This window comes from Sphaerimonospora cavernae (genome assembly GCF_042435035.1).
GTDB classification, from domain to species: Bacteria; Actinomycetota; Actinomycetes; order Streptosporangiales; family Streptosporangiaceae; genus Sphaerimonospora; species Sphaerimonospora cavernae.
The window spans coordinates 1-26,827 of sequence record NZ_JBHMQT010000009.1 but is presented as its reverse complement, the minus strand read 5'-3'; the positions used below and the strand labels follow the sequence as shown (position 1 = coordinate 26,827).

General features: G+C 68.1%; 26 protein-coding genes, 1 tRNA gene and 1 pseudogene. 11 read left to right on the top strand and 17 right to left on the bottom strand.

Annotated elements, in window-relative coordinates; translation table 11 throughout:
• Window positions 1-16: 16 nt before the first annotated feature.
• From ehuC to ACFHYQ_RS06465, 4 genes are all read left to right on the top strand, one after another.
• Window positions 17-841, top strand: coding sequence for an ectoine/hydroxyectoine ABC transporter permease subunit EhuC (ehuC, locus tag ACFHYQ_RS06480; RefSeq protein ID WP_394300160.1), 825 nt, complete (start codon window positions 17-19; stop codon window positions 839-841).
• Window positions 838-1,491: an ectoine/hydroxyectoine ABC transporter permease subunit EhuD gene (ehuD, locus tag ACFHYQ_RS06475; RefSeq protein WP_204017547.1), complete on the top strand. Its 654-nt coding sequence runs from the start codon at window positions 838-840 to the stop codon at window positions 1,489-1,491. Before ehuC ends, ehuD begins: the two co-directional genes overlap by 4 nt.
• Window positions 1,492-1,537: 46 nt before the next feature.
• Window positions 1,538-2,299 (top strand): ectoine/hydroxyectoine ABC transporter ATP-binding protein EhuA, encoded by a 762-nt coding sequence (gene ehuA, locus ACFHYQ_RS06470; RefSeq protein WP_394300286.1) that lies wholly within the window; start codon window positions 1,538-1,540, stop codon window positions 2,297-2,299.
• A gap of 211 nt (window positions 2,300-2,510) precedes the next feature.
• Window positions 2,511-2,885 carry a DUF8711 family protein gene (locus tag ACFHYQ_RS06465; RefSeq protein WP_394300159.1) on the top strand — a complete coding sequence of 125 codons (375 nt, stop codon included), beginning with the start codon at window positions 2,511-2,513 and terminating at the stop codon, window positions 2,883-2,885.
• A 161-nt stretch (window positions 2,886-3,046) separates the two neighbouring features.
• On the opposite strand, the gene ACFHYQ_RS06460 is transcribed toward ACFHYQ_RS06465, so the two are convergent.
• Window positions 3,047-3,547 (bottom strand): MarR family winged helix-turn-helix transcriptional regulator, encoded by a 501-nt coding sequence (locus ACFHYQ_RS06460; protein WP_394300158.1) that lies wholly within the window; start codon window positions 3,545-3,547, stop codon window positions 3,047-3,049.
• A 105-nt stretch (window positions 3,548-3,652) separates the two neighbouring features.
• Between ACFHYQ_RS06460 and ACFHYQ_RS06455 the strand changes: the two genes are divergently transcribed.
• The gene (locus tag ACFHYQ_RS06455; protein WP_394300157.1) at window positions 3,653-4,621 is read left to right on the top strand and encodes an EamA family transporter; all 969 of its coding nucleotides are present in this window, start codon (window positions 3,653-3,655) and stop codon (window positions 4,619-4,621) included.
• Window positions 4,622-4,637: 16 nt separating this feature from the next.
• Here the strand turns inward: ACFHYQ_RS06455 and ACFHYQ_RS06450 are convergent, their stop codons facing one another.
• From ACFHYQ_RS06450 to ACFHYQ_RS06440, 3 genes are all read right to left on the bottom strand, one after another.
• The gene (locus ACFHYQ_RS06450) at window positions 4,638-6,131 is read right to left on the bottom strand and encodes an AAA family ATPase (RefSeq protein WP_394300156.1); all 1,494 of its coding nucleotides are present in this window, start codon (window positions 6,129-6,131) and stop codon (window positions 4,638-4,640) included.
• A gap of 67 nt (window positions 6,132-6,198) precedes the next feature.
• A complete protein-coding gene (locus tag ACFHYQ_RS06445) occupies window positions 6,199-7,785 on the bottom strand; it encodes a serine/threonine protein kinase (protein ID WP_394300155.1) in 1,587 nt (528 codons plus the stop codon).
• Between the two features lie 72 nt (window positions 7,786-7,857).
• A complete protein-coding gene (locus tag ACFHYQ_RS06440) occupies window positions 7,858-8,499 on the bottom strand; it encodes a class I SAM-dependent methyltransferase (protein ID WP_394300154.1) in 642 nt (213 codons plus the stop codon).
• A 130-nt stretch (window positions 8,500-8,629) separates the two neighbouring features.
• On the opposite strand from ACFHYQ_RS06440, the gene ACFHYQ_RS06435 reads away from it, so the two are divergent.
• Together ACFHYQ_RS06435 and ACFHYQ_RS06430 are read left to right on the top strand one after the other, a co-directional pair.
• Window positions 8,630-9,085: a hypothetical protein gene (locus ACFHYQ_RS06435; protein ID WP_394300153.1), complete on the top strand. Its 456-nt coding sequence runs from the start codon at window positions 8,630-8,632 to the stop codon at window positions 9,083-9,085.
• A complete protein-coding gene (locus ACFHYQ_RS06430; RefSeq protein ID WP_394300152.1) occupies window positions 9,082-9,438 on the top strand; it encodes a hypothetical protein in 357 nt (118 codons plus the stop codon). The genes ACFHYQ_RS06435 and ACFHYQ_RS06430 overlap by 4 nt, the downstream gene beginning before the upstream one ends.
• Before the next feature lie 17 nt (window positions 9,439-9,455).
• Here ACFHYQ_RS06430 and panD read toward each other — a convergent pair whose 3' ends face one another.
• The 12 genes and pseudogenes from panD to ACFHYQ_RS06370 all read right to left on the bottom strand — a co-directional run bounded on the left by panD (window position 9,456) and on the right by ACFHYQ_RS06370 (window position 20,381).
• On the bottom strand, window positions 9,456-9,878 hold the full coding sequence (gene panD, locus ACFHYQ_RS06425) for an aspartate 1-decarboxylase (protein WP_394300151.1): 423 nt from the start codon (window positions 9,876-9,878) through the stop codon (window positions 9,456-9,458).
• Complete coding sequence (locus tag ACFHYQ_RS06420) at window positions 9,787-10,914, bottom strand: sulfotransferase (protein ID WP_394300150.1); 1,128 nt, start codon at window positions 10,912-10,914, stop codon at window positions 9,787-9,789. The genes panD and ACFHYQ_RS06420 overlap by 92 nt, the downstream gene beginning before the upstream one ends.
• Window positions 10,915-11,117: 203 nt before the next feature.
• On the bottom strand, window positions 11,118-12,380 hold the full coding sequence (gene cysN, locus ACFHYQ_RS06415) for a sulfate adenylyltransferase subunit CysN (RefSeq protein WP_394300149.1): 1,263 nt from the start codon (window positions 12,378-12,380) through the stop codon (window positions 11,118-11,120).
• A gap of 97 nt (window positions 12,381-12,477) precedes the next feature.
• The gene (cysD, locus tag ACFHYQ_RS06410) at window positions 12,478-13,392 is read right to left on the bottom strand and encodes a sulfate adenylyltransferase subunit CysD (RefSeq protein ID WP_394300148.1); all 915 of its coding nucleotides are present in this window, start codon (window positions 13,390-13,392) and stop codon (window positions 12,478-12,480) included.
• Window positions 13,379-14,167 carry a 3'(2'),5'-bisphosphate nucleotidase CysQ gene (locus ACFHYQ_RS06405; RefSeq protein WP_394300147.1) on the bottom strand — a complete coding sequence of 263 codons (789 nt, stop codon included), beginning with the start codon at window positions 14,165-14,167 and terminating at the stop codon, window positions 13,379-13,381. The genes cysD and ACFHYQ_RS06405 overlap by 14 nt, the downstream gene beginning before the upstream one ends.
• 3 nt (window positions 14,168-14,170) lie before the next feature.
• Window positions 14,171-14,773, bottom strand: a pseudogene (locus ACFHYQ_RS06400) (sugar transferase); the annotation flags it as partial.
• 257 nt (window positions 14,774-15,030) lie between these two features.
• Window positions 15,031-15,654 carry an aminoacyl-tRNA hydrolase gene (gene pth, locus ACFHYQ_RS06395; RefSeq protein ID WP_394300146.1) on the bottom strand — a complete coding sequence of 208 codons (624 nt, stop codon included), beginning with the start codon at window positions 15,652-15,654 and terminating at the stop codon, window positions 15,031-15,033.
• 118 nt (window positions 15,655-15,772) lie between these two features.
• A complete protein-coding gene (locus tag ACFHYQ_RS06390; protein ID WP_204017531.1) occupies window positions 15,773-16,357 on the bottom strand; it encodes a 50S ribosomal protein L25/general stress protein Ctc in 585 nt (194 codons plus the stop codon).
• 109 nt (window positions 16,358-16,466) lie between these two features.
• The gene (locus ACFHYQ_RS06385) at window positions 16,467-17,444 is read right to left on the bottom strand and encodes a ribose-phosphate diphosphokinase (protein WP_394300145.1); all 978 of its coding nucleotides are present in this window, start codon (window positions 17,442-17,444) and stop codon (window positions 16,467-16,469) included.
• 232 nt (window positions 17,445-17,676) lie between these two features.
• Window positions 17,677-19,164, bottom strand: coding sequence for a bifunctional UDP-N-acetylglucosamine diphosphorylase/glucosamine-1-phosphate N-acetyltransferase GlmU (gene glmU, locus ACFHYQ_RS06380; RefSeq protein WP_394300144.1), 1,488 nt, complete (start codon window positions 19,162-19,164; stop codon window positions 17,677-17,679).
• A gap of 161 nt (window positions 19,165-19,325) precedes the next feature.
• A tRNA-Gln gene (locus tag ACFHYQ_RS06375) sits at window positions 19,326-19,397 on the bottom strand.
• Window positions 19,398-19,502: 105 nt separating this feature from the next.
• Complete coding sequence (locus tag ACFHYQ_RS06370; RefSeq protein ID WP_394300143.1) at window positions 19,503-20,381, bottom strand: helix-turn-helix domain-containing protein; 879 nt, start codon at window positions 20,379-20,381, stop codon at window positions 19,503-19,505.
• Between the two features lie 268 nt (window positions 20,382-20,649).
• Between ACFHYQ_RS06370 and ACFHYQ_RS06365 the strand changes: the two genes are divergently transcribed.
• Together ACFHYQ_RS06365 and ACFHYQ_RS06360 are read left to right on the top strand one after the other, a co-directional pair.
• Complete coding sequence (locus ACFHYQ_RS06365) at window positions 20,650-21,588, top strand: acyl-CoA desaturase (protein WP_394300142.1); 939 nt, start codon at window positions 20,650-20,652, stop codon at window positions 21,586-21,588.
• A gap of 128 nt (window positions 21,589-21,716) precedes the next feature.
• Window positions 21,717-22,586, top strand: coding sequence for a TetR/AcrR family transcriptional regulator (locus ACFHYQ_RS06360; protein WP_394300141.1), 870 nt, complete (start codon window positions 21,717-21,719; stop codon window positions 22,584-22,586).
• Here the strand turns inward: ACFHYQ_RS06360 and ACFHYQ_RS06355 are convergent.
• A complete protein-coding gene (locus ACFHYQ_RS06355) occupies window positions 22,583-23,386 on the bottom strand; it encodes a trans-aconitate 2-methyltransferase (RefSeq protein ID WP_394300140.1) in 804 nt (267 codons plus the stop codon). The two genes, ACFHYQ_RS06360 and ACFHYQ_RS06355, sit on opposite strands and share 4 nt — an antisense overlap.
• A gap of 83 nt (window positions 23,387-23,469) precedes the next feature.
• Between ACFHYQ_RS06355 and ACFHYQ_RS06350 the strand changes: the two genes are divergently transcribed.
• Window positions 23,470-24,021: a MarR family winged helix-turn-helix transcriptional regulator gene (locus tag ACFHYQ_RS06350; protein ID WP_394300139.1), complete on the top strand. Its 552-nt coding sequence runs from the start codon at window positions 23,470-23,472 to the stop codon at window positions 24,019-24,021.
• A gap of 369 nt (window positions 24,022-24,390) precedes the next feature.
• Window positions 24,391-26,172, top strand: a complete 1,782-nt coding sequence (locus ACFHYQ_RS06345; protein WP_394300138.1) for a trypsin-like serine peptidase — start codon at window positions 24,391-24,393, stop codon at window positions 26,170-26,172.
• The last annotated feature ends 655 nt before the right edge of the window (window positions 26,173-26,827 follow it).

Genomic DNA, 26,827 nt, shown 5'->3' with positions numbered 1-26,827 from the left:
GATCCGGACGAACCTGATGACGATCAGTCCATGCAGCGCGGAGCTGCCCGGGACCTTCGGCGAGGCGATGCCGTTCCTGTGCAAGGGAGCGGTGATCACTCTGCAGAGCACCCTGGGCGGCTCCGTGCTCGCCATCGCCATCGCCCTGCCCGTGGGGCTGATGGCGATGTCGCACCGCGGCGCCGTACGGGCGGTCGCGCGCGTCTACATGGAGTTCTTCCGCGGCACCTCGGTTCTGGTGCAGCTGTTCTGGCTCTACTATGCGATGCCCATCCTCACCGGCTTCCAACTGGACAAGTCCTTCGCCGGCATCCTGGCGCTCGGCCTCAACCTCGGCGCGTACGGCTCGGAGGTGGTGCGCGGCGCGGTGCGGTCCGTGTCCCGGGGTCAGCGAGAGGCGGCGATCGCGTTGAACTTCTCGCCATACCACCGGATGCGATACGTCATCCTGCCGCAGGCGTTCGTCGGAATGATCCCGCCGATGAACAACCTGCTCATCGAACTGCTCAAGGCCACGTCGCTGCTGTCGGTCATCACCGTGGCGGACCTGACGTACCAGGGCAGGCTGCTGGTGAACTCCGGCAGTGACCAGCTGATCGTCTTCGCGCTCCTGCTCCTGATCTACTTCCTGTTCTCCTACCTGATCACGCTGATCATGCGGTTCGTCGAGGGACGGGCCGCACGCATGGTCGGCCGTGACGGACCTCAGGGCAGGCCGCGCAGAGCGTGGCGCTCCCCGCGGCCGCGCCGGCCCGTTCCCTCGGTGGAGATCCCGTCAGTGGAGATCCCGTCGGCGGAGATCCCGTCGGCGGAGACCCCGTCCGTGGAGGGAGCCCGATGATCTGGGACTGGGACTGGACACGTGAGATCCTCCCCGAGCTGCTCACCCAGGGGTTGCTCGTCACCGTCCAGGCGACGCTGGGCGGCGCGGTGCTCGCGTTCGTCCTGGGACTCTTCGTGGCACTGCTGCGCCGCTCACGCAACCCGTTCGTGAGCCGCCCGGTGGGCGCCGTCATGGAGTTCATCCGCAGCACGCCGCTGCTGGTGCAGCTGTTCGTCGTCTACTACGTGCTGCCCGACTTCGGCGTCAAGATGACCGCGCTGATGACGGGGATCATCGGGCTCGGCCTGCATTACGCCTCCTACACCTCCGAGGTGTACCGGGCCGGCATCGACGGGGTGCCGAAGGGGCAGTGGGAAGCGGCGATCGCCCTCAACCTCCCCCGCCACTGGATCTGGATCAGCGTCGTCCTGCCGCAGGCCGTACGCCGATCGCTGCCCGCCCTGGGCAACTACCTCATCGCGATCTTCAAAGAGTCGCCCCAGCTGTCCATCATCACCGTCGTCGACGTGGTGGGCCTCGCCCGGGAGCTCGGCTCGGAGCGGTTCCGCTATCTCGAGCCGATGACCGTCGCCGGTCTGTTCTTCCTTCTCGTGGCGATCCCGGCATCGATCTTCGTCCGTCGTCTGGAGCGCCGCCTTGGCAACTGAAGTCCCATCCCATCACGATTCGCCCGTCGGGACCGAGCAGCCGTGGATGATCCGGTTCGACAAGGTCGTCAAGCGGTTCGGCGACCTCACGGTCCTGCGTGAGCTGGACTTCCATGTACGGCCCGGCGAGCGGGTAACGCTGATCGGGCCGAGCGGGTCCGGTAAGACCACCATCCTGCGCCTGCTGATGACCCTCGAACGAGTCACCTCCGGCACGATCGACGTCGACGGGCAGTGCCTGTCCCATACGAAGCGCGGCGACAGACTCGTGCCCGCCGACGAGCGGCACCTGCGCAGGATCCGCAAGAAGATCGGCATGGTGTTCCAGCAGTTCAACCTGTTCCCGAACATGAACGTGCTGCGCAACATCACCGAGGCGCCGGTGCGGTCGCTCGGCGTCCCCCGTGAGCAGGCCGAGGAGAAGGCCCACGAACTGCTGGAGATGGTCGGCCTGGCCGACAAGGCGCTCGAACACCCCTCGCGGCTGTCCGGCGGTCAGCAGCAGCGGGTCGCCATCGCGCGGGCACTCGCGATGGAACCCGAGGTGCTGCTGCTCGACGAGGTCACCTCCGCGCTCGACCCGGAACTCGTCTCGGGCGTACAGGACCTGCTGCGCGACATCGCGCACCGGGGCGACCTGACACTCCTCTGCGTCACCCACGAGATGCGATTCGCCAAGGACATCTCCCACCGGGTCCTCATGTTCGACCAGGGACGGATCGTTGAGGACGGCCCGCCTGAGCAGATCTTCAGTGAACCGACCCACCAGCGCACCCGAGAATTCCTGCAGGCGGTGCTGGACGCCTGAGGACGCGCCCCGTGGAAAGCAGGCATCGCGGGAGGCCGGCGACGGCGGGCTGTGCCGTCTCCCCGGTAGTCCCCCCGGCAAGAAGTCCGCTTCAATCGGTCCATACACCATTCGGGGCCCTGAAGTGGTGATTTTTTGGTGAAACAGCAGTAACAGCATGAGATGCGGCGCTAAGCTCCTGGCGCTCGTTTCACCAACAGAATGGGAAGAAATGTCCATTTCACTTACCCGGCTGATCGCCGTCGCCTTCGTCGCGGCGCTCCCGCTTGCGGGCTGCGCGGCAGCCGACGAGGGCACGGCGGCCGCGGCGAACACGGCGGAGAAGTCACCGATCTGCGGCGAAGTCACCAAGGCCCTCGACGGGGTCACCAAGACCCTGACGAAGGACACGCCCGACGCGAAGGCCCTGCAGTCCGCGGTCGACGGCATGCGGACCAAGTTCAGCGATCTCGCCGACCAGGCCGGCGACACCGACCTGGCGAAGGCTCTGAAGGAGTTCGCGCAAGGCGCGACGATGGACGGCCCGGACGCCCTGCTCAAGTTCTCCGAGGAGATGAACGAACTACACGACAAGGCCTGCGGCTGACGGCAGCGGGACGGCGTCGTTCGACGCCGAACACTTGCTGATCTTGAGCCGGCCGTCCTTGGGGGGCGTTTGGCCGCAGGCCCAGACGTGCGCGGTCCGGCCGGCCAGGACCCGCTGCCGTCCCCACCCTGAAAGAACAACACACTCGTGCGGGGATCGCCTCACGCCGGCGGTGTGTCGCCCAACGACTCCAGCAGAGTGCGCAGCGCACCCGACAGCTGATCACGCTGCTCGGGGGGCAGCGCCGCCAGGAGGCGGACCTCGTTCGCCACGTGCAGCCCGACGAGCTCCTCGACCTTGGCCAGCCCCTGCTCAGTCAGGCGTATGCGCACCGACCGCCGGTCCTCCTCGTCCGGGATCCGCTCGACCAGTCCCTTGACCGCCATCCGGTCGACACGGTTGGTGATCGCGCCGGAGGTCACCATCGCCGCCCGGTACAGATCGCTCGCCGTCAGTTCGTACGGCGGGCCGGAGCGGCGCAACGTCGCCAGCACGTCGAACTCCCAGCGTTCCAGCCCGTGCCCGGCGAAGAAGTCCTTCAGCTCCCGGTCGAGCAGCCGCGAAAGCCTGGAGATCCGCCCGATGACGCCCATCGGCCACGCGTCCAGGTCGGGACGCTCCCGCCGCCACTGGGCCAGCACCACATCCACCGCGTCGCCCATCGAACTCCTCTCACCGGAGAGATTATGAACGTTGATCTACTTGACGTAGAGACGAGTGCCATGCTGTTATCTCAACGTTGAGACTATCAATGAGGAGCGATCAGGATGGGCGTCATCGCCGGCACGCGCACTGCCGGGGCCTTGCCGCACGCGGGGACTCTCGCTCTCACCACGTTCACACCGCTGGTGTGGGGCTCAACCTACGCCGTCACCACGGAGTTCCTGCCGCCCGACCGTCCGCTTTTCACCGCGTTGACGAGGGCGCTGCCGGCCGGGCTGGTGCTGCTCGCCATCACCCGGACGCCGCCGCGCGGGGCGTGGATCTGGCGGGCGGCCGTGCTCGGCGTGCTGAACATCGGCGCGTTCTTCCCGATGCTGTTCCTGGCGGCGTACCGGCTGCCCGGCGGCGTCGCGGCCGTACTGGGCGCGGTGGGTCCGCTGTTCACGCTCGGCTTCGCCGCCGCGCTGCTCGCCGAACGGCCGACGCCGCGCAGGCTGCTGGCCGGCCTCGCCGGAGTGCTGGGGGTCGGCCTGGTCGTCCTGCGTGCCAACGCTCAACTGGACACCGTCGGGGTGCTCGCCGGTCTGGCCGGGGCGGCGTCCATGGCGGCCGGTACGGTACTCACCAAGCGCTGGGGCCGCCCCGACGGCGTCAGCGCGCTCACCCTCACCGGCTGGCAGCTCACCGCCGGCGGGCTGCTGCTCGTCCCCGTCGCCCTGCTCATCGAGGGCCCACCGCCCGCCCTCACCGGTGAGAACGTTCTCGGCTACGTCTATCTCGGCATCGTCGGCACCGCCATCGCGTACTGGCTCTGGTTCCGCGGCCTCTCCCGCCTCCCCGCGACCTCGGTCGCGTTCCTCACCCTGATCAGTCCGCTGTCCGCGGCGGTCATCGGCTGGGCGGCCCTCGGCCAGGCCCTCACCCCGCTCCAACTGCTGGGCATGGCCATCGCCCTCGGCGGCACCCTGTTCGGCCAGACACCGGCGAGGCCCGCTGTCGGCGGACGGTCCCCATCACCCGGTTCGGGCCCCGCGCGTCAGATTCTCGCCGATGAGAGCTGCCGGACGCGCTGACCTCGCAGGACGACCGTCAGTCGGCCCGATAGAGGCGTTCCGGATCGACCAGGAGGATGCGGCGGTCGACGGCCGCGGAAGCCCGAAGCCCTTCGGTGAAACCGGACCCGCCATAACAGGCAAGGACCGTCTCCCGGGTGTCGTATCCCTTCAACGCGAGAAGATCACGTGCTCTCGCCAGGCGCTCCACGTGGTGATGACCCATCGTCTCGCCCCACTTGACCTCACCCAACGAGAGGATCCGGCGCGGCCTTCCATGATCTTCCGCGTCGAGAACGGCCACGTCGATCTCGATCTGGCAGCGGCCCGCCGGATCGTTCACCGCTCCTGAGCCGACCTCTGCGGGAAAGTCGCCGTACAGCGCCTCCCCGGACTCCACGGCGAAGCTCCGGCTCAGCGCCTCGAAATGCGGCCCCACCACCTGTGCTAGGAACGTCTGCCGCAGCGAGGACCAGGCTCTCTCCGCCCGGTGGATCTCAAGCTCCGCCCAGCGCCGCCGCATTACCGCCTGATAGAAGGTGATCAGCGGCTCCACGATGCGGTACCGGACGCGGCCCGCCCGGAAAAGGTCAGGCTCCCGAGCGATCAGAGCGCTGTCTTCCAGAACGTTGAGCGGATGAGTGATCTGGTCGGACTTACGACCGATGTAATGGGCGATGCCGCCGTTGGTGGTGTTGCCACTCGCGATGGCGGCGAGCACCGAATGATAGAGCGCCGGGTCGCGGATGTCCGTCTCCTCCGCCAGGAGATAACGCGCCTCCCGGAAGAGCGGCTTCTGCGGATTCAGCACTGTCCTGATCACCCAAGGATCGAAGTCGGCGATCCCCTCCGGCGCGTCACCCTGGGTGAACTCATAGCGGTATGCCGGGGTTCCACCGACGATCGCATGGACGAGGACCGCCAGCCGGGGGTCGTCGATCCCCCAGAACTGCGCGGCGTCCCGATAGCGGAACGGCTGGACCACGAGTTCGAGACCGGCTCGGCCCCGCAGCGGGGCGTTCCCCGACAGGAGCCCTCCCATCACGGACATGGCCGATCCGCAGAGCACCAGGCGCGCGTCGCTCTCCCCTCCGCTGCCGCCGGGACCGAGCTCCCGCTGAATGATCGACGGTAGAGACGGCGACACCTTGGACAGGAAGGGAAACTCATCGATGACCACGGGAACCGGCCGACCGCGGAAGGCCCGGAAGAGGTAGGCGATGGCGTCGTTCCAGTCCCGGAAGGGGATGCTCACGATCTCCCGGCTGTATCGGGTGAGGGCCTCGGTGAAGAGCCGGAGGGACTCCGCCTCCGTCGCCTCGGTCGCCGCGAAGTACAGCCCGCCGGTCGCCTCCGTCAATGCCTGCAACAGGAAGCTCTTCCCCTGACGGCGTCGCCCGCTGACGACTCCGAGGCCGGCGCCTCCCGGTCCCGGTCCCTGCCGCACACCCGTGGCGAAAGCGACCAGCCCTTGCCACTCGCGCACCCGATCGAAGATCCGCTCCGGCTTGGCTACCATCAGCTCCCCCACACCGGCCATCCGCTGCAGCTCACAGAACTATACTTCCGGGAACTACAGTTGCGTGAATGCCTGACCATCAGCGATAGGCGTAGCAGTAGTTGGACTTGCCCTTGAACCGGTGGAAGGCGTGCGGGTCGTTGAAGCGCCAACGGCAGCCCGCGTCACGTTGGCTCTGCGTCAGGTACGTGGCGGCCTTGTCCTTGTTCTTTACGCAGTAGGCACCCGGCTGGGGCGTCTCCCGATACTCCACCCACTCCCAGCCGATCGACACGCAGTATTCGGTGAAGTGCCCCGGACCGAGCTCGACCAGCTGTGTCGGCGCCGGTGACGGTCGAGGGGGCTCCGTCTGCGCCGGGGGGCGCGACGAGGTTGTCGGCTTCGGCGCGGTTGTCGGCTTCGCTGGGGGCCGATGTGTAGCCGTCGCCCTGGGCGTCGGCTTCGCCGTGGGGCGTTGCGTGGTCGTGGCGGGGGTCGTCGGCCTCGGCGCCGCCGTCGGTTTCGTGGTGGGGCGACGTGTGACCCTGGCGCGGGGGCTCGGCGTGGCCAGGTCGACAGGCTTACCGGTCTCCAGGGCCACCGGGGCCGCGGTCTCCGGGACGGCCGCACTCACCACCGGCGTCCGCACCGGGACCTCCGCGCCGACCGGCTGAGACGGCGTCACGCCGCCGCCGGGCAGCAGGGCGACGGCCAGGGCGACACCCGTGACGACCACGGCCCCCGTGGCGGACATGGCGGCGATCCACCTGCCCCGGCGCGGCGCCCGGCCCGCCGCGGTCCCCGGCTCGATCACAGGGCCCGTAGGCGGGCCGGAAGGCGAAACGGGGAACGGGACCGAAGGCGGAACTGAGGGCGGAACGGCGCTGCCCACCAGCCGGTCGAGGATCTCCCGGGCCGACGGGCGACGCTGGGGATCCTTGGCGAGGCAGCCGGCGAGCAGGTCGCGAAGCGGCTGCTCGATGCCGTCAAGCCGCGGCTCCCCGTTCAGGATCCTGGTGATGACGGCTGGGATCTCGTCGTTGCCGAACGGCGGGCGGCCCGACGCCGCGAAAGCGATGGTGGACGCCCAGGCGAACACGTCCACGGCGAGCCCGAGCGGCCCCGCGGTGAGCTGCTCGGGCGCCATGTAGGCGGGTGTGCCGACGACCTGGCTGGTCGTCATGCTGTTCCCGACGAGAGCCCTGGCGATGCCGAAATCGATGACCCTGGGGCCGTCCGGGCCGAGCAGCACGTTCTGCGGCTTGAGGTCCCGGTGGACGATCCCGGCGTCGTGCAGGGCGATCAGGGCCGTGGCCGTGGCGACGGCGAGCCGTTCGAGGCCGCTCCCCGAGCGTGGTCCCTCCGCGTTGACCACCTGGTGCAGCGAGGGCCCGGGAACATATTCACTGACGATGTACGGCCGGTTGCCCGCGATGCCGAAGTCCAGGACCTGGGCGGTGCAGAAGCGGGCGACCCGCTTGGCCACCTCCAGTTCGCGGATGAAGTCGTCGCGGGCGGCCGAGTCCAGGTCGAACCGGGCGTGGAAGAGCTTTACGGCCACCGGCTTCCCGGCCTCCGCCTCACCCAGATAGACGGCGCCCTGGCCGCCCTCCCCGATCCGTCCCCTGATCCGGTAGGGGCCGAGTTGAGTCGGATCACCTGGCTCTGGGGGATGTGGGGCAGACATCCGTTCTCCGACGGTGGGGGGACGCGGTCGGCTACGACTCTAACCATTTCAAGGTCATCTCGCGCCCGCCGATCATGTCGTCGCGATCAGCGCGTATCGCTCGTCGTCGATCTCCCGGCCCCACAGCACCGGATCGTTCAGCGGCTCGACCCACCGATCGGCCACCAGCCCTTCGAGAGCATCCACAAGTGTGGCGGCACACACGCCGCCCATCCACGGCATGGCCTCGGCCCCCTGGGCGTACGGGATGCCGGTCGGCGGGCTGTTCCACCGCCCCTCGATCAGCACGAGGCGGCCGCCCGGCCGCAGCAGCCCGAACCAGCGCCGTAGCGCGGCGTGCGGATCGGGCAGAGTCCACAGCAGGTGCCGCGCCAGCACTACATCGAACCGGCGTTCCCTCACCGGGGGATCTCCCGCGTCACCGACCACCACCTCGGCGCCAACCCCGATCAGCTTGGCCCGGGCCTGCTCGACCATCCTCCGCGAGAGATCGACTCCCACCGGCCGGTGCCCCTGCTCGGCCAGAACCAGGCTCAGCGATCCGGTCCCGCAGCCCAGATCCAGCACGTCTGACGGGCTGTCGGGCAACCACGCCCGCAGCCGCTCTGCCCAGGAAGCCCGCACCGAGGCGTCCCTGAGCCCGTGATCGGTTTCCTCGTCGAAGCGCCCGGCCTCGGCGTCCCAGTATTCGGCGATGGAAGGAGTCGATGTCATGACCGCATCATCACAACCGCCACCGACACTCCGGCAGGACGTACTCGAGGCGGATCGCCGCGATTCGACCCTCCAGTGACCTGAGCACCTTCACTTCGGAACGTATTCCGAAGTACTATCTGGTATGGCCATGTTGAGTGTCCCGTTCTCCGATCTGTCCAAGCACTCCAAGCGTGTCGCCGAGACCCTCGACCGCGTTCATCGAGTACACGTCAAACGCCGCGACGGAGAAGACCTGTTCATCTCCACGGCCCGGCATGACCGGCAGCGTGAGGAGACCGCGGACGTCGCCGCCCGCATGATCGCCGCTCTCCTCGCCAGTGACGAGGGCGTTCGTGCCGTCCTACATGCCCTGCCTGCGGTCTTCCCGTGGGTCCGGCATCTTTCGGTTGACGAGACACAGGAGTTCGTACGGGACCTCGTCGACGCGACGCGGGACGCGGTCGACCTGGACGTTCACGCGACTCTGCACCGGGTCATCGTCGAATGGCGTGCTACCGCTCGTATCCTGGCCGATCCCGCGCTGACCGCTCAGCTCACCCGTGCGCTGCCCGATGAGGATCACGGCGAGGTGACCGCGCCATGAGTCCCAAGCGTGGCGACGCTGTGGCGCCGCCACCGATCGGCGACGAGTGGCATCTACGCTTCGCCACCAGTGACGCGGCCAAGGGATGGATCGATCTGTGCGCCGAGGCCGCCGGCAATACCCGGCGCTGTTTCGAAGCGTTGCGTGACAATCCGCTGTCACAGGAAGATCCAGAGCGGCAGCACCGACTGCGCGGCCGCCTTGCCACGGGGACGCTGGGAGGTCGTGAACTTCCACAATGGGAGTATGAGGTGACTTCGGGAGGCCGAGTGCGTTACCTCGTCGACGAGTCCCGACGAATCGTCCACCTCGTCTATGCCTCCACCCGACATCCCAAGGACACCGACAGCTGAGCCGAGCGCCACGGTGGTCAGCCGGTGGGGTTGACTGCGTCGCCGCGGGTCAGGCCGGTTCCGTCGGGGGCGTCGGCGGGGTCGGCGCCGACTTGGACGATCTTGTTGTCGCGGTCGACGAAGACCACGCTCGGCTTGAGCGAGCCCAGCTCCTCCTCGGCCACCAGCGCGTACGCGATGATGATCACGAGGTCGCCCACGCCGACGAGCCGGGCCGCGGCGCCGTTGATCCCGATCACCCCGGAACCCGCCGGACCCTCGATGACGTACGTCGACAGGCGGTTGCCGTTGTCGATGTCGACGATGTCGACCTTCTCGCCCGCCACGAGATCGGCGGCGGCCATGAGGTCAGCGCTGATGGTGACTGATCCGACGTAGTGCAGGTCGGCCTGGGTGACGGTGGCACGGTGGATCTTCGACTTCATCAGTGTGCGGAACATGAACTCTCGCAGGCTTGGAGGACGATGCGCCGTCGATGATATGTGGCCGTCGGACCCGCGACGCGCTCGCCCGTCGCCGTGGCGTCAGGACGCCGAGGCGGTAGCCGTACAGGAGGAGCAACGGCCACGTCAGCGCGGTGACCAGCCAGCGGTGGGTGGCCGGAAGCTCCACCGGACGGTCACGGAACCCGATCCGGCCGACGCCGAACCGCAGCGGATTGCCGGCGACGGTGTGCGCGACGCCGATCCGCGCCTGCCGATCGCCGAGGAACGCGAAGGACTCCGTCGCGTGCGGCAGGCCGAGCCGGGTGGTCAACGCGTCCAGCGTCTCCGCCGGCCGGGCCAGCAGGTCCTCGTAGCGGACGCGGACGACGTCCACGCCCTTTCCCCGGAGGAACTCGAAGGCGAGGTTCTGCACGAGCCAGTCGACGGCCGTCCTGACCGGCGTCCACCGGGTCTCCTGCCGGGTCGTCGGCCGGGTCGTCGGCCGGCCGTCCTCCGGCAGGCGCGGCTTCCTGCGCCGTGCCTTTCCACATCTGGAAGCGGCTACGGCCCGCGGGTCACGCACCAGATGGACGATCCGCAGATCCATGATCGCGGATAGACAGTACGCCAGGGAGGCGTGCCTGCTCGAGTCCACGACGGTGTGGGCGTCGGCGATCTCGGCGGCCGCGGCGTAGATCCGGGTGTACGAGCGGACGTACTCGACCAGCTCCGCCTCTCGTGACACGAACCCGAGGGCGTACGCCGGGATGCGGCGAGTGCGGTCGACCCGCACGCACAGCCGCCTCAGCCACCCGATCTGGCTCTCCCGCCACTGGCCGAAGCCTCGGGCGCCCACCTTCCGCCAGAACGGGCAACGCTCGAACGGCTGCCCGCAACCACAGGGTTCGCCCGCCTGTACGCCGTGCCGCCACAGGTGGGCGACCTCTCCGAGCGGCGCGACCCCGGGCAGCTCGCCGAGCAGGCGCTCCAGCAGCATGCTGCCGCTACGCCCGAGCCCCCCTATGAAGATCACCGGATCGGCCTCGGCCACTGGTCCTCCACGTTATCGATACGAAACGCGATGAACCTAACGCGGGGTGTTACCGCCGGATCGAGGTTGCTCCGATGATCTACTCGGCTCTGGGGATCTCCGTACCCAGACGTCGCACGTGTAATTTCAGGTTTGTCATTCGAGACGTGAACGTGGGGATGGGCGGGTGCTCCGGCGTTCCCGCCCGTCCCCCTTCGAGAACCTCAGTGCGAGTCGATGATCATTCCGGCGCCGACCGTGCCGTTGGTGGCCTCGTCGATCAGGATGAACCCGCCGGTGAGGCGGTTGCGCGCGTACTCGTCCACGAAAAGCGGCTGGGTCGTGCGCAGCGACACCCGGCCGATCTCGTTGAGGCCGAGCGAGGCCGCCGTCTCGTCCCGGTGCAGGGTGTTGACGTCGAGCCGATAGTGCAGGTCCCTGACCAGGGCCCGGGCCGTACGCGTGGTGTGCTTGATCACGAGCTTGGTCCTCGGCTGCAGCTTGAGGCCGTCGGCCATCCAGCAGATCATCGCCTCGATCTCCTGGACGGCCTTCGGCTGGTTGTTCGGCCGGCAGATCATGTCGCCGCGCGAGATGTCGATGTCGTCGTCCAGCCGGAGCGTGACCGACATGGGGGAGAACGCCTCCTCCACCTGGCCCTCGAACGTGTCGATCGCCTTGATCGTGGTGGTGAGCCCCGACGGCAGGTGCATGACCTCGTCGCCGGCCTTGAGCACCCCCCCGGCGACCTGCCCGGCGTACCCGCGGTAGTCGTGCAGTTCCTGGCTGGTGGCGCTGTGCGGCCGGATGACGTACTGCACCGGGAACCGCACGTCGACCAGGTTGCGGTCGGAGGCGATGTGCACGTTCTCCAGGTGGTGGAGCAGCGAGGAGCCGCCGTACCACGGCATGTTCTCCGAACGGGCGACCACGTTGTCGCCGTGCAGCGCGGAGATCGGAACGAACGTGAGGTCCGTCGCGTTCAGCTTCGACGCGAACGCGGTGAACTCCTCACGGATCTCCTCGAACCGCTCCTCGGAGTAGTCGACCAGGTCCATCTTGTTCACCGCGAGCACGAGATGCGGCACCCGCAGCAGCGTCGCGAGGAACGCGTGCCGCCGCGACTGCTCCAGCACGCCCTTGCGCGCGTCGATCAGGATGATCGCCAGGTCGGCCGTCGAGGCGCCGGTCACCATGTTCCGGGTGTACTGGATATGACCCGGGGTGTCGGCGATGATGAACTTCCGCCGGGGGGTGGCGAAGTAGCGGTAGGCGACGTCGATCGTGATGCCCTGCTCCCGTTCGGCACGCAGGCCGTCGGTCAGCAGGGACAGATCGGTGTATTCGGTGCCGCGGTCGCGCGAGGTGCGCTCCACAGCCTCCAACTGGTCCTCGAAGATCGCCTTGGAGTCGAAGAGCAGCCGTCCGATCAGCGTGGACTTGCCGTCGTCGACACTTCCCGCCGTCGCGAAACGAAGGATGTCCATTACTCTCCCGCTACTCCAACTCTGGCGAAGGTCGTACGGCTCTCACCCGGAAGATCACCCGCGCGCGTGAACGCGCCGCGGGCCGTGGGAAGGCGCATCAGAAGTAGCCTTCCTTCTTGCGGTCTTCCATCGCGGCCTCGGAGGCCCGGTCGTCGGCCCGGGTGGCGCCGCGCTCGGTGATCCGGGTGGCGGCGATCTCGTCGATGATCTGGTCCACCGTCGTGGCGGTGGACTCCACGGCTCCGGTGCAGGTCATGTCGCCCACCGTGCGATAGCGGACCATGGCCTCGAAGACGGGCTCGTCGTCGCCCCGCTGGACCACGGTCGCGTCGGCGAGCAGCATGCCGTCGCGCTCGAAGACCTTCCGGGTGTGCGCGTAGTAGATCGACGGGATCTCCACGCCCTCCCGCCGGATGTAGTGCCACACGTCCAGCTCGGTCCAGTTGGACAGCGGGAACACCCTGATGTGCTCGCCCGCGCGAATCCGGGTGTTGTAGAGGTTCCACAGCTCGGGCCGCTGGTTCTTGGGGTCCCACTGGCCGAACTCGTCTCGGAAGGAGAACACCCGCTCCTTGGCCCGGGCCTTCTCCTCGTCGCGCCTGCCGCCGCCGAACACCGCGTCGAACCGGTTGTCCTCGATCCCGTCGAGCAGCGTGGTGGTCTGCAGCCGGTTGCGGGAGGCCCGCCGCCCGGTCTGCTCGACCACCCGGCCCGTGTCGATGGACGCCTGAACCGAGGCGACGACGAGGCGCGCGCCCAGCTCGGCCACCCGCCGGTCCCTGAACTCGATCACTTCGGGGAAGTTGTGGCCGGTGTCCACGTGCATGAGGGGGAACGGGATGGGGGCGGGCCAGAACGCCTTCTCCGCGACCCGCAGCATCACGATCGAGTCCTTGCCGCCCGAGAAGAGCAGACACGGCCGTTCGAACTCCGCCGCGACCTCACGCATGATGTGGATCGCCTCGGCTTCGAGCACGTCGAGCTGCGACGTCGTGTAGTCACGCTGAAGCATGTGGCTTCCTTAGGGGAGACTGCAGGTCACGGATTCCGGCGAGCAGGGTTGTCGCCAGATCCGGTAGGGAGACCAGGATATCCGGGAGCCACGGGTCCGCCCGGTTGTAGGTCAGCGTTGTGCCATCGATCCTGCTCGCGTGGGCCCCCGCCGCGAGCGCCACCGCCACCGGAGCCGCCGAGTCCCACTCGTACTGCCCGCCCGCGTGGACGTACGCCTCGGCCTCGCCGCTCAGCACCGCGGCGATCTTACCTCCGGCGGATCCGATCGGTACGAGCTCCGCGCCCACTTGATCGGCCAGCTCCGGAAGGAACTCGGCAGGCCGGCTGCGGCTGACCGCGATGCGGAACCGTCCCGCCGGCTCCGGCAGGACGGGCGGTTTCGCCGTCGTGAGCGTACGGCCCTGAGCCGGGAGCGCGACGGCGCCCGCGGCCAGCCTCCCGTCCTCCCACAGGGCGACGTGCACGGCCCAGTCGGACCGGCCGGCCTCGCCGAACTCGCGGGTGCCGTCGAGAGGATCGACGATCCACACCCGCCGGGCGGACAGCCGCCGGGGATCGGCCCGCTCCTCGCGGGTCGCCTCCTCCGACAGCACCGCGTCGCCGGGCCGCAGGCGCGCCAGGGCCTCGGTGAGGAAGACGTGCGCGGCGCGATCCCCGGCGTCCCGCAGGGCCCGCCGATCCTCGAACCCGTGACGGGCGCGGAGCTCGAGGAGTCGCTCCCCCGCCTCGGTGGCCAGGTCACCGGCGAGGGAATGGTCGTCCCGGATCGTCATCAGCTACGCTCCCGCCCGGCGGGCCACCGTGGACCATGTCTTCCACAGGATCCGCAGATCCAACATCACAGACCAGTTCTCGACATAACGCAGGTCCAACCGTACCGATTCCTCCCACGACAGGTCGGCACCGCCGTCAACCTGCCACGGCCCGGTCATCCCCGGCCGGACCACCAGCCGCCCGCGCGCGTGGTCGCCGTACCGCTCGACCTCCTCCGGCGGCATGGGGCGCGGGCCGACCAGGGACATGTCACCGCGCAGCACGTTGATCAGTTGGGGGAGCTCGTCGAGCGAACGCCGTCTCAGCCGGACGCCGAGCGGCGTCACCCTCGGATCCCGCCCGATCTTTAGAAGTGGACCGTGCCGGTCGCTGACGAGATCTCCGAGGAGCTCGACCCTCCGGTCCTGCGCGCCCTGCCGTGTCGTACGGAACCTCAGGAGCGTGAACTCCGCGCCGTCCCTGCCGATCCGTCGCCGACCGACCAGCGCCGGCCCGCGGCTGGTGAGCCGTACGGCCACGGCGATCGCGGCCATGACCGGGCTCAGGACGATCAGCGCGACGGCGGCGACCATCCGGTCGAAGCAGGCCTTGCCGAGGCGTCGCGCACGCGTCGGCCCGGATGGTGCAGCCCCGGAGGGTCGAACCTCGGATGGCCGCATGGAGGGCGGCGACCCGCCGGTGAACGACTCACTGCCGGTGCTCGCCGGGGGCATCTCACCGTCCAGCACGCGTGCCTCCAGGCTGCTGATCGCAACTCGACTACCAAGGGTGATTATAGAATCACCCAAGGTCGTCATTGTGGATGACAGCTCCGGCGTGTACTCCGCCGCTCACACAGCGGGCAGTCTTCAGGGGGGCGGCTTCAGCGTGGCGGCTTCGCCGGGTTGAGGTCCGCCGCGTGGAACTTGTTCTGGGTGGCCTCGACACCGGCGGTGAGCAGCGACTCCGCCATGTCGGCCGCGCGGTCGACCAGGAACGGCAGATCCTTGCGCTCCACCGTGGCGAAGTCCCGCAGCACGAAGGTCGCCGGGTCCATCCGCCCGGGAGGCCGCCCGATGCCGAAGCGGATCCGCAGGTAGTCGCGGGTACCCAGGGTCTTGGTGATCGACTTCAGCCCGTTGTGGCCGTTGTCGCCGCCGCCCGCCTTCGTGCGCAGCGCGCCGTACGGAATGTCCAGCTCGTCGTGCACCACGATCACGCTGTCCGGCGTGACCTTGAAGAAGTCGGCGAGCGCCTTGACCGGGCCGCCGGAGAGGTTCATGAACGACAGCGGCTTCACCAGGACGACCGGCGTGCCCGCCAGCCTGCCCTCGACGATCTCCGCCCGCGACCGGTGCGCCTTGAACCGCCCGCCGACCCGGGAGGCGAGTTCGTCCAGCACCATGAAACCCACGTTGTGCCGGTTTCCGGCGTACTCCGGCCCCGGGTTGCCCAGGCCGACGATCAACCACCGCCGTTCGGCGACTCCATTGCCGCGGGAAAGCATCGCCGTCTCCTCAGACAGGTCTGGTCATCACAACAGAGAAGTCCTCCACAGGCGATCCCGTGGAGGACTCTCTCACTCGACCGTCATAGCGGCGGTCGATTCGTACGTTGCCCGGCCGTTACTCGGCGGCCGCGGCCTCGCCCTCGGCGGCCTCCGGCAGGGCGGCGGCCGGCGCGGCGATCACGTGCAGCACCAGCGCCTCGGGGTCGTCGACCAGCGTGGCGCCCTGCGGCAGCGTGATGTCGCCCGCGTTGACGACGAAGCCGACGTCCTTGCCGGCGACGTCCACCTCGACGCCGGTCGGGATGTCGGTCGCCTCGGCCTCGACGGCGAGCGTGACGAGCTGCTGGTCGACGATCGCGCTGCCGATCGGGTCGCCCGTGACCGTGACCGGGATCTCGACGGTGACCTTCTCGCCCCGCTTGACCAGGAGCAGGTCGATGTGCTCGAGGAAGCCCTTGATCGGGTCGCGCTGGACGCCCTTGGGCAGCGCGATCTCGTCGACGCCCTCACCCTGGAGGTGGATCAGCACGTTCGGCGTGCGCAGCGCGAGCAGCAGCTCGTGACCCGGCAGGGTCAGGTGCCGCGGCTCGGTGCCGTGGCCGTACAGCACAGCGGGAACCTTGTGGGCGCGACGGATCTTGCGCGCGGCGCCCTTGCCGAACTCGTTGCGCGGTTCGACGGAAATGACGACGTCAGCCACAGCACATCTCCTAGGGATGAACTCGACGGATGGATGTGCGCTCCCCCTCACCCGCCCTAGCGGAAGGCGTTACGAGCGCAACCCCACTACCTTACCGCGGCCGCGTCGGTCAGCTGTCGCCCTCGAACAGGCTGGTGACGGAGCCGTCGGTGAACACCTGCTCGATGGCTCGAGCGATCAGCGGGGCGATCGACAGGACCGTGAGGCTGTCGAACCTCTTCTCCTCCGGGATCGGCAGCGTGTTGGTGACGACCACCTCGGAGATCCGCGAATTCTTCAGACGGTCCACGGCGGGGTCGGAGAACACCGCGTGCGTCGCCGCGGCGATCACATCGGTCGCGCCGTGCTCATAGAGCGCGTCCGCCGCCTTGCAGATCGAGCCACCGGTGTCGATCATGTCGTCGATCAGCACGCAGGTCCGGCCCCGGACCTTGCCGACCACCTCGTGCACCTTCACCTGGTTGGCCACGTCGAGGTCGCGCCGCTTGTGGATGAACGCCACCGGGGTGCCCAGCGTGTCGGACCAGCGCTCGGCCAGCCGCACGCGGCCGGTGTCGGGTGAGACGATCGTCGTGGTCGCCGGGTCGAGTTTGCCCTGGAGATAGTTGAGCAGCACCGGAAGGGCGAAAAGGTGGTCGACCGGACCGTCGAAGAACCCCTGGATCTGGGAGGTGTGCAGGTCGATCGACATCAGCCGGTCGGCGCCGGCCTCCTTGAAAAGGTCCGCGATCAGGCGGGCCGTGATCGGCTCACGGCCACGCCCCTTCTTGTCCTGCCGCGCGTAGCCGTAGAACGGCATGATCACAGTGATCCGCTTGGCCGACGCCCGTTTGAGGGCGTCCACCATGATCAACTGCTCCATGATCCACTGGTTGATCGGCGCAGTGTGGCTCTGCAACACGAACGCGTCGCATCCGCGAACGGACTCCAGATAGCGGACGTAGATCTCGCCGTTGGCGAAATCCCGCAACGCGGTGGGGGTGATCTCGATATCGAGATTGGTCGCGATCTCCTCGGCCAACTCCGGGTACGCACGGCCGGAGAAGAACATCAGGTTCCGCTCTCCCGTGGTCTTCTTGCCGCTCATGCCGTGCTCCTCACCTTTCGACCCTGCCTCCATGGCCGGTCGCATGCCTGGTCGCATGCGCGGTCCCGCTGGTAGCTCACGGTGTCCTCCCGCCCCCGGGTTCGGAGGCTGCGCGCTCGGGTCCGCGCATCGGTCTTTCGTTCTCTTCTTCGCTGTTTCCGCTTACGTACGGCACCCGCGGCCGATCCGGCCGAGCCACCGTACGGGTCCCCTGTGCCAGGGCGTGTTTCCCCTACTCGGCCGTGCCCTCCACGTCCTCGGCGGCGATCGCGTCATTCTCGGCGGCCGCGTTTTCGGCGGCGATGGCACGCTGGGCGGCCGCCGCGGAGGCGGTGCCGGCCCGTCGGCCGGCCACCCACCCTTCAATATTGCGCTGCCGACCGCGTGCCACCGCCATCGCCCCTGGCGGGACATTCGCGGTGATCACCGAACCGGCCGCGGTGTAGGCGCCGTCACCGATCGTCACGGGCGCGATCAGCATGTTGTCGCTGCCCACCCGCACGTGATCGCCCACCACGGTGTGATGCTTGGCGACGCCGTCATAGTTCACGAAGACGCAGGCCGCCCCGATGTTGGAACCGGTGCCGATGGTGGCGTCCCCGACATAGGTCAGGTGCGGAACCTTCGATCCGTCGCCGATCGTCGCGTTCTTGGTCTCGACATATGTGCCGATCTTGCCCTTGCGGCCGAGCACGGTGCCCGGGCGCAGGTAGGCGAAGGGGCCGACGGACGACTCCGGCCCGATCTCGGCGCCGTCGCAGACCGCGTTGCGCACCACCGCGTCGGCCCCGACGACGGTGTCGGTGAGCGTGCAGTCCGGGCCCACCTGGGCGCCGGACCCGATCCTCGTCGCACCCCTGAGATGCGTGCCGGGATGGATCACCGCGTCGGGCTCGAGCGTCACGTCCGCGTCGATCCAGGTGGCGGCGGGGTCGACGATGGTCACCCCGGCCAGCATGTGCGCCCGCAGGATGCGCTCGCCGAGCACGCGACGGGCGAAGGCGAGCTGCACACGGTCGTTGACGCCCTCGACCTCGACGTGGTCCGCCGCGATGTGGGCGCCGACCCGGTGCCCGTCCTCCCTCAGGATGGACAGCACGTCGGTGAGGTACTCCTCGCCCTGGGCGTTGGCGGCCCCGACGCGGCGGACGGCGTCCGCCAGCAGCGCTCCGTCGAACGCGTAGACGCCGGAGTTCATCTCCCGGATCGCCCGCTGCGCCGGAGTGGCGTCCCGGTCCTCGACGATCTCGAGTACAGCGCCGTCCGCGTCGCGGATGATCCGGCCGTATCCGCTCGGATCGGGCACCTCGGCGGTGAGGACCGTGACCGCGTTGCCCTCGCTGCCGTGCCGGTCGAGCAGGGCGGCGAGCGTCTCGGTACGCAGCAGCGGCGTGTCGCCGTACGTCACGAGGACGGTCCCGGTGATCGGGTCCACCGCTTCCAGGACGGTCCGTACGGCATGGCCGGTGCCGTTCTGTTTCTCCTGGACGACCGGCAGCGCGTCCGGCGACGTGGCCGCCAGATGGGCCGTCACCTGCTGCCTGGCATGGCCGACGACCACGATCAGCCGCTGCGGGGCGAGCCCGCGTGAGGCTGCGAGCATGTGGTCCACGAGCGCGCGACCGCAGATCTCGTGGAGGACCTTGGGGGTTTTCGACTTCATCCGCGTACCCTCGCCCGCTGCGAGGACGATGACGGCGGCCGGACCCGGCACACTCACGGACTGAGCTCCCTCGGCATCGCGGCTGACACGAGTCGAAGCGCCTCCCGCGCACCCGTTCGGGGCGTCACACGGTCATCCGCCCGACAAGCTCAGAGCTTACCTTCCGCCCTCCCGGACCCGATCCAGACCCTCCCCCTGAAACTTCGCCAAACGAGCAGCTCCGGCGTCAGGACTCGAACCTGAACAACGGACACCAAAAGACCGCGGGCTGCCAATTACCCCACGCCGGAAAGATCAAAACTACGAGCTCACCTATATGATCGTCGCCTTGACCCCCTCCACCTTACCGGTAAACGCTCCGGTCTCGCGATGATCGGTGCACGTGGCGTTCACGTCTACGAAGGCTCGGAGACCGGAGCCTCGATTTCGTGCACGACGCCCCTCACCCATCCCTCGATCTTCCGATACAGCCACATCGATCGACGCACGTCTATCCGCAGGCAGCCACGGTAGCCGTCACCCACGTTGCGCCGAACGGTCTTGGGGTTGTGGCGCTTCAGACTCGGCTCTTTGAACAGCTCGGCGGACGCGCCCGTGATCTCCCGCCAGTACTCCTGCGCGGCGACCACGTCGGCACTCTCATGGATCATGAGGCGAAAAATGAGATCCCCGCGATCGACACCGGCCACGTCGAGGAACCGCAGGAAGAGCTTGATCAAGCCAGCGTCGCTGTTGACGAATGTCAAGCGATCGTAACGGTGGTGCGGCTTGTTCTTCGCCCCCTCGCACCAGTAGGCGATCGCACCGAGCATCAGGATCTCCCGGTCGGTCAACGAGCCGATCTCGCCCGCGGCGGCGTCACTTATGGCACCGCGAGCGGCCTCGCGCGTGCGGCGCTCCTGGTCCCAGTAACGGCGTCGCCCCTCGTCGTTCCGCTTACGGAACTCCTCATAGCTGAGCCGCCCCTCCCGAGGAAGATCCCTGACCCACAGGGAGATCGAGGACTTGGACACTCCGAGTTCCGCGCCGATCTCCCGATAGGTCCACCCCTGGGCACGCAGCTCGCGAGCGCGCTGCCGCAAGTCGTCCTTGGCTCGCGGCCGGAGCAGCGACTCCGGCGGGACGGTGCCCTTCAAGAGTTCGTCGAGGGTTCCGTTGCCGCGGATGCCGAGGGTCTCCTTGATCTGCATGCGGGACTTGCCGGCCGCGCGGAGGGCCACCGCCTCCGCGCGGAGGGCTTCGAACCTGTCGGCCCGCTGGGAGGTCTTGGACATGCTCGAACTCTAATTCGGGTCACTGACAGTTTCCGACTGACTACCGAGACCAGGAGGCGACGGGGCGGTCGCGCACAGGCCGCCGGGAGGGAAATGGGCGGCGTTAGCAGATGGGGTGACCGTGATGCAAGACACGGAGTCACCACCAGATGCAGGCGGGAGCGTCACCTTCCCGACATTCACCCTTGGCTCTTCGTAACTTACGATGGCGTAGGTTACGGTTGCGTAGCCACGACATGCGTCGCGACAAACCATGAGGTAGTAGCCCATGACCGTTCTGACCGAACGCCCAGGACCACAGCCGAAGCCGGAATTCGAGCCTGAGAAGAAGACGAAGGCCGAGCTGATCATCTTCGGCGTCGTCGTCGGGGCTCCCATCCTCGCGGTGATCGCCGCCGTGCCGTTCGCCTGGGGCTGGGGCCTGGGCTGGACCGATGTGGCGATCGCCCTCACGTTCTACGTCGTCTCCGGGCTGGGCGTCACGGTCGGATTCCACCGCTACTTCACGCACAGCTCGTTCAAGGCGACGCGGCCCATGAAGCTCGTCCTGGGCATCGCCGGCAGCCTCTCGCTCGAGATGTCCGTGCTCGACTGGGTCGCCACCCACCGCAAGCACCACAAGTTCTCCGACAAGGACGGCGACCCGCACTCCCCGTGGCGCTTCGGCCCGGGCTTCAAATCGCTGTGCAAGGGGCTCCTCTACGCACATATGGGTTGGCTGTTCGAGACCGAGCGCACCAACCGGGCGAAGTACGCGCCGGACCTGATGAAGGACCCGGACGTGATGAAGCTGCACAAGTGGTTCCCGAAGCTGGCGATCACCTCTCTCGTGCTTCCCGCCCTGCTGGGCGGGCTGTTGACCTGGTCCTGGCAGGGCATGGTCACCGCGTTCTTCTGGGGCACGGTGATCCGGATCGGGCTGCTGCACCACGTCACCTGGTCGATCAACTCGATCTGCCACGTCTTCGGCGAGGAGACGTTCGAGGTGCGCGACAAGTCGCGCAACGTGTGGTGGCTGGCGATCCCGTCGTTCGGCGAGTCCTGGCACAACCTGCACCACTCCGACCCGACCTGCGCCCGCCACGGCGTGCTCAAGGGCCAGATCGACCTGAGCGCCGGCCTGATCCGCTGGTTCGAGAAGGCCGGCTGGGTGCACGACGTGCGCTGGCCGAACCCGGAGCGCCTGGCGGCGAAGCGGCTCAGCTGACCGCCTGCCTCACCTCTTCGGCTCGGGCGGGGCGGGTACGCGCCCGGCGGTCCCCGCCCAACAGGTCGGCGAATTCCCTGATGAATCCGGCCAGACCCCTCACCAGATCTGGATCCGATCGGTAGAAGATGGAAACCGTGAGTGAGACCTCGCGAAAACGCATGACCGGCGCGGAGCGACGCGAGCAGTTGATCCAGATCGGCCGGACCCTCTTCGCGGAGAAGGGTTTCGACGGCACCTCCGTCGAGGAGATCGCGGCCAGCGCCAAGGTCTCCAAGCCCGTCGTCTACGAACACTTCGGCGGTAAGGAAGGCATCTACGCGGTGGTCATCGACCGCGAGATGCAGCGGCTGCTCAGCCTGGTCACCCAGGCCCTGTCCGCGTCGCACGCGCTGGTGAAGCTGGAGCGCGCCGCGCTCGCCCTGCTGCAGTACATCGAGGAGAGCAGTGAGGGGTTCCGCATCCTGGTGCGTGACTCGCACGCCGCCTCCGGGACCGGCACCTTCGCGAGCCTGATCAGTGACATCGCGAGCCAGGTCGAAGACGTGCTGGCCGACGAGTTCAAGGAGCGCGGCTACGATCCCGATCTCGCTCCGATGTACGCCCAGATGCTCGTGGGCATGACCGCGCTGACCGGCCAGTGGTGGCTCGACGTGCGCAAGCCGCGCCGGGAGGATGTCGCGGCCCACCTGGTCAACCTCTCCTGGCACGGCCTCACCGGTCTCGATCCCGCTCCTGCCCTCACCCCCGGGTCGCGTGGCCTCGTGCTCGCTCCCGTGCCGGAGGCGCGTACGGCCCGGCCGAGCGAACGGGAGTCCAAGGAGTTGGAGAAGGCCCGGGAGCGGAAGCTCAAGAAGCAGGAGAAGCTCCGCCGCGAGCAGGAGAAGCAGCGCGAGCGCGAGCTCAAGGGGCAGCAGAAGGCCCTGCGCGAGCAGGAGAAGCAGCGTGAGCGCGAGCAGCGGGAGCTCGCCAGGCAGCGCGAGCGCGAAACCCGCTAGACCCGCTGCCGCGTCGCCGGCCGGACCCGCGCGACGACGAAGATCCGCCGGAACGGAAACGGCGTGCCGTACGGCCGCCGAGGATATGCCTCGCCCAGGGCGCGGGCGCAGTCGGCGAGGAAGCCGGCGTGACGCCCGGGCGGCAGACGATCGAGCATCGGCCGCAGCGCCGTACCCTTCACCCAGTTCAGCACGGCGTCGCCCCCCGGCAGCACGTGGACGTACGTCGTCTCCCAGGCGTCCACCTCGCAGCCGAGCCCGGCGAGCAGGTCCAGGTATTCGGCAGGTTCGCCCACCGGTGATGTCCTCGAGATATCGCCCAGCTCATCCCGCCACGCGGCCGTACGGCACAGCGCGCGGATGACCCGGTGGCTCGGCGCGTCGAAGTTGCCGGGCACCTGGAAGGCGAGCGTGCCGTCCTCGGCCAGCTGTCCGACCCAGCGGGCCAGCAGGTCACGGTGCTCGGGGATCCACTGCAGGACCGCGTTCGAGACGATCACGTCCAGCGGCCTGGCGGGCCGCCAGTCACGGACGTCCGCCACCTCGAACGTCGGTCCGGTCGACGCCTGCCCCGTCGTCGCCCTCCCGATCATCGACTGTGACGAGTCGACGCCGTGGATCTCGGCCTCGGGCCAGCGGCGGCACAAAGTAGCGGTGAGCTCGCCGGTCCCACAGCCGAGGTCGACTACATATGCGGGTTTGTCGGCGTTCACCCGGCTGAGGAGTTCGAAGAACGGCCGGGCCCGCTCGTCCGCGTAGCGCCCGTAGACCTCCGGGTCCCAGATGTCGCTGGTCGCCATGGATGCCCTCCCTAATGTCTTGACGTCAAGATATCAGGCGTTTCCCGGGATATCTCGATGTCAAGACAGCTAGACTCGGGCCTATGAGCTTCCCGAGGCCCGCCGAGGACGAGGTCGACCGGCTGGTCGCGGCATGGCGGCAGGAGCGTCCCGACCTGGACGTCTCCCCGCTCGAGGTGCTGAGCCGGGTGTCCCGGCTGAGCCGGCATCTCGAACGCGAGCGTCGGGCCGCCTTCGCCGCGCACGACATGGAGTCATGGGAGTTCGACGTGCTTACGGCACTGCGCCGCGCGGGCAAGCCGTACGAGCTCAGCCCCGGGGCGCTGCTGCGGGCCACGCTCGTCACCTCCGGGACGATGACGAACCGCATCGACCGACTGGCCGCCGCCGGGCTGGTCACTCGGAATCCCGACCCGGAAGATCGGCGGGGTGTACTGGTACGGCTGACCGCGGCCGGTCTCGCCCGGGTCGACGCCGCCTTCACCGACCTGCTGCGCCGGGAGTGCGAACTCCTGGCCGGTCTCGGACAGCACGAGCGGCAGGCCCTCGCGGGGCTGCTGCGTACACTGCTCGTCCCCTTCGACGCCTCCGCCGAGAACGCGGGAGCCCACCACCCGCCCGTGGGCCGCACCTGACGTTCCCCTCGGGGCCTCCGCGGAGCTTGCTCAAGGCGAGAGGCGGGACTCGAAGGAGTGGGTTCCTAATCGGACGTACCGACCGAGTCTGCCCGTGCCACCTTTTCTGTGTGATTTAGCTCACAACTAGAGCGGGAGCGGCACCTCACGCTGCGTGAGGCGCTGTCCGCCGCCATCCCCGTGATCAGGAAAGACACGAGGAGGTCTCGCGAACGACGGAAGGAACACCGGGTATGTCAGTTTCGGTCACCCTAAAAGTAGATCTATAAAGATGCGCCCACTCCTTGGTCCTTGGGTTAGCGTTTTGAGCATTCCTTTACTGACGAATGGGGCGAAAGCGTCGCTCCACGACAGACCAGGGAGAAAGTAATGAAGCGGACTCTCGCTCTCGGCGGAGCTGTGGCCGGCATGCTGGCCACCGCCGCCATCGCGGCGCCGGCTCACGCCGCCGACGCGCCCCCGGCGGTCAACCTGGCGAACACCAACTTCGCGGCCCAGCAGGTCGTGCAGTACTGGATCGCCGAGGCCAAGGCCAACCTGATCAACGCGACGCCGTACGCCGTGGAGACGACGCTCTCCACCAGGGGCGTCAAACACACCGCGGTGACCAGCGCCAGCGACAAGCCCGGCACCGTCGGGTCGAGTGGCGACCAGAAGGCGGCGACCGCCAAGACGAAGAACGTCAACCTGCCCCGGACCGTGGGCAAGGTGTTCTTCACCGGTGGCGACGGCAGGCCGCACTGGTGCACGGCCACCTCGGTTCAGGGGCAGTACAAGAACCTGGTGGCGACCGCGGGCCACTGCGTCTACGACACCGCAAAGAACAAGGAGACGCTGGGCAACTGGGTCTTCATCCCCGGTTACTACCAGGGCAAGACCCCGTGGGGCATCTACGTGGGCAAGACCGCGTACACCCACAGCGACTACACCGTGTTCGAGGACGGCGACCGCGACTACGCGTTCGTGACCGTCTACAACGGTGTCCAGGTCACCGACGTCAAGTACAACGGTCGTGACTACGACTGGGGTCACGGCAGCAAGGGCCACAAGCACGACAAGGGCCACAAGCAGGACAAGGGCCGCACCCACGACAAGGGCCGGGACTACGAGAAGGGTCGCGGCCACGACGACCGCTCGAAGGCCCGGCAGATCAGCGTTCGCGAGTTCCAGAGCCTGAACGGGAACCGGGACGTCAAGGGCAACGGCCCCTGGGCCAAGGGCACGAGCGTCGTGACCCAGGAGATCAGCGGCAGCAAGTACGAGGACAGCCGCGGCGACTGGTACGTCGGCGACAACGGCACCGCCCTCTACTTCAGGACGAAGGTCCAGGGCGGTCAGCACGACGACGACCACAAGGGTCCCGGCAAGGGCAGGGACTGGGAGCACAAGGACGACCAGAAGATCGGCCCTGGCCCCGGCATCACCGCGGCCAGCGACGAGCTGACGACCCTCGCGGGCAGCCCCTCCGAGTCCCCCGCGCCGTCCGAGTCCCCCGCGCCGTCCGAGACCCCCAGCCCCTCTGCGACCGCCAACCGTCACCCCGACAAGGGCCAGCACCCCGACAGGGACAAGCACCCTCGCAAGCCCGGTGACCACGGCAAGGACAAGCCGCGGTACAAGTACTACAAGCGGACCTTCTGGGCGAAGTCCTACCGCGACGACCACGGGCGCGACCACGACCGCGGTCGTGACCACCGCAAGCCGCGCGTGACGCTCGTCCTGAAGGACGTCGGCCGCCTGGGCGACAACGTGGGCGGGCAGGGCCTGGCCTACAACCAGAAGGTCGGCACCGCGGTCTTCATGTTCGGCTACCCGAGCGGTTCGCACCCGGACGGCAACTACGCCTTCACGGGCCAGACCCTCAAGTGGGCGTACGGCAAGACCTCGAAGGCGCCGGTCGTCGCGAAGATCAAGGGCGAGGAGCTGGTGGCCCTCAAGTCCTCCTTCACGGGTGAGGGCTCCATCGGTTCGCCGTGGCTGTACCGCTACAGCAACGCCAAGCGGCTCGGCTACCTCAACGGTGTCACCACCGCGCTGGCCGACACCGACGGCAACGACCGGGTCGACCACAGCCTCTCCCCGTACTTCGACGGTGAGACGCTGGCCGTCTACAAGATTGCCGAGAAGAACTGGTCCGGCAAGATCGTCTAACCTCTGGGCGAACACTTGAAGTAAAGGAAAGGACCCGGCATCCAGCCGGGTCCTTTTCGTGTTTCATTTCGGCCGTGGCGGCTTTACCCGGCGTTGAATCTCTTGGTGGCTGAAGAATCGACACCCCAGGGATCGACCAGAAGGCCACCAGAAGGCCACCAGAAGGCTCGGCACGCGACCGCTTGTCCGGTCACCCGCGATGGCGGCCGCCCGGCCGTCCGCCGAGGGCGAGACCGCGCTTCGCGTCCGCACTCCCCCGAGCCGGCGCTCCCGACCCCCTATGGGGCCGTCCATCGCCTTAACACGCCTTCACACGCCTTCACACCAGGGGTTTCCAGACCCGACGCGGTGTGGTCACCGAGCCCCCGCCGGACGACTGATGATCCGTTGGACGTGGTCGCGAGCGCCTGCGGTTTCACCGAACCTGTGTGATTTAGGTCACACAGGTGGTTGTACCGGTCCATCGCACAGCGTTACCAAGATCCTTTGAGAGCCCCAATGATCAGCGGAAATACCGTAAAGCCGAGGTAAAGGACTGAACCACTCCGACCGCCTCAGCCCGATCTGGTTCCACATTCCACTTACATCCGCTCAATTCCTCCTATAGCTTTCTCCTCGTTCCTTCACTGACGGATGGGGCGCAAGTGACGTCCCA

Bases quoted from the DNA above. Each gene is read 5' to 3' on its own strand.
- cysN (WP_394300149.1), bottom strand. From the start codon at position 12,380: ATGGACATCCTTCGTTTCGCGACGGCGGGAAGTGTCGACGACGGCAAG.
- ACFHYQ_RS06445 (WP_394300155.1), bottom strand. From the start codon at position 7,785: ATGTCTGCCCCACATCCCCCAGAGCCAGGTGATCCGACTCAACTCGGC.
- ACFHYQ_RS06465 (WP_394300159.1), top strand. From the start codon at position 2,511: ATGTCCATTTCACTTACCCGGCTGATCGCCGTCGCCTTCGTCGCGGCG.
- ACFHYQ_RS06435 (WP_394300153.1), top strand. From the start codon at position 8,630: ATGTTGAGTGTCCCGTTCTCCGATCTGTCCAAGCACTCCAAGCGTGTC.
- ACFHYQ_RS06360 (WP_394300141.1), top strand. From the start codon at position 21,717: ATGGAAACCGTGAGTGAGACCTCGCGAAAACGCATGACCGGCGCGGAG.
- ACFHYQ_RS06405 (WP_394300147.1), bottom strand. From the start codon at position 14,167: ATGACGATCCGGGACGACCATTCCCTCGCCGGTGACCTGGCCACCGAG.
- ACFHYQ_RS06350 (WP_394300139.1), top strand. From the start codon at position 23,470: ATGAGCTTCCCGAGGCCCGCCGAGGACGAGGTCGACCGGCTGGTCGCG.
- ACFHYQ_RS06460 (WP_394300158.1), bottom strand. From the start codon at position 3,547: ATGGGCGACGCGGTGGATGTGGTGCTGGCCCAGTGGCGGCGGGAGCGT.
- panD (WP_394300151.1), bottom strand. From the start codon at position 9,878: ATGTTCCGCACACTGATGAAGTCGAAGATCCACCGTGCCACCGTCACC.
- ACFHYQ_RS06430 (WP_394300152.1), top strand. From the start codon at position 9,082: ATGAGTCCCAAGCGTGGCGACGCTGTGGCGCCGCCACCGATCGGCGAC.
- ACFHYQ_RS06440 (WP_394300154.1), bottom strand. From the start codon at position 8,499: ATGACATCGACTCCTTCCATCGCCGAATACTGGGACGCCGAGGCCGGG.
- ehuA (WP_394300286.1), top strand. From the start codon at position 1,538: ATGATCCGGTTCGACAAGGTCGTCAAGCGGTTCGGCGACCTCACGGTC.
- cysD (WP_394300148.1), bottom strand. From the start codon at position 13,392: ATGCTTCAGCGTGACTACACGACGTCGCAGCTCGACGTGCTCGAAGCC.
- ACFHYQ_RS06370 (WP_394300143.1), bottom strand. From the start codon at position 20,381: ATGTCCAAGACCTCCCAGCGGGCCGACAGGTTCGAAGCCCTCCGCGCG.
- ehuC (WP_394300160.1), top strand. From the start codon at position 17: ATGACGATCAGTCCATGCAGCGCGGAGCTGCCCGGGACCTTCGGCGAG.
- ACFHYQ_RS06385 (WP_394300145.1), bottom strand. From the start codon at position 17,444: ATGAGCGGCAAGAAGACCACGGGAGAGCGGAACCTGATGTTCTTCTCC.
- ACFHYQ_RS06345 (WP_394300138.1), top strand. From the start codon at position 24,391: ATGAAGCGGACTCTCGCTCTCGGCGGAGCTGTGGCCGGCATGCTGGCC.
- ACFHYQ_RS06365 (WP_394300142.1), top strand. From the start codon at position 20,650: ATGACCGTTCTGACCGAACGCCCAGGACCACAGCCGAAGCCGGAATTC.
- ehuD (WP_204017547.1), top strand. From the start codon at position 838: ATGATCTGGGACTGGGACTGGACACGTGAGATCCTCCCCGAGCTGCTC.
- ACFHYQ_RS06455 (WP_394300157.1), top strand. From the start codon at position 3,653: ATGGGCGTCATCGCCGGCACGCGCACTGCCGGGGCCTTGCCGCACGCG.
- ACFHYQ_RS06355 (WP_394300140.1), bottom strand. From the start codon at position 23,386: ATGGCGACCAGCGACATCTGGGACCCGGAGGTCTACGGGCGCTACGCG.
- pth (WP_394300146.1), bottom strand. From the start codon at position 15,654: ATGCTTTCCCGCGGCAATGGAGTCGCCGAACGGCGGTGGTTGATCGTC.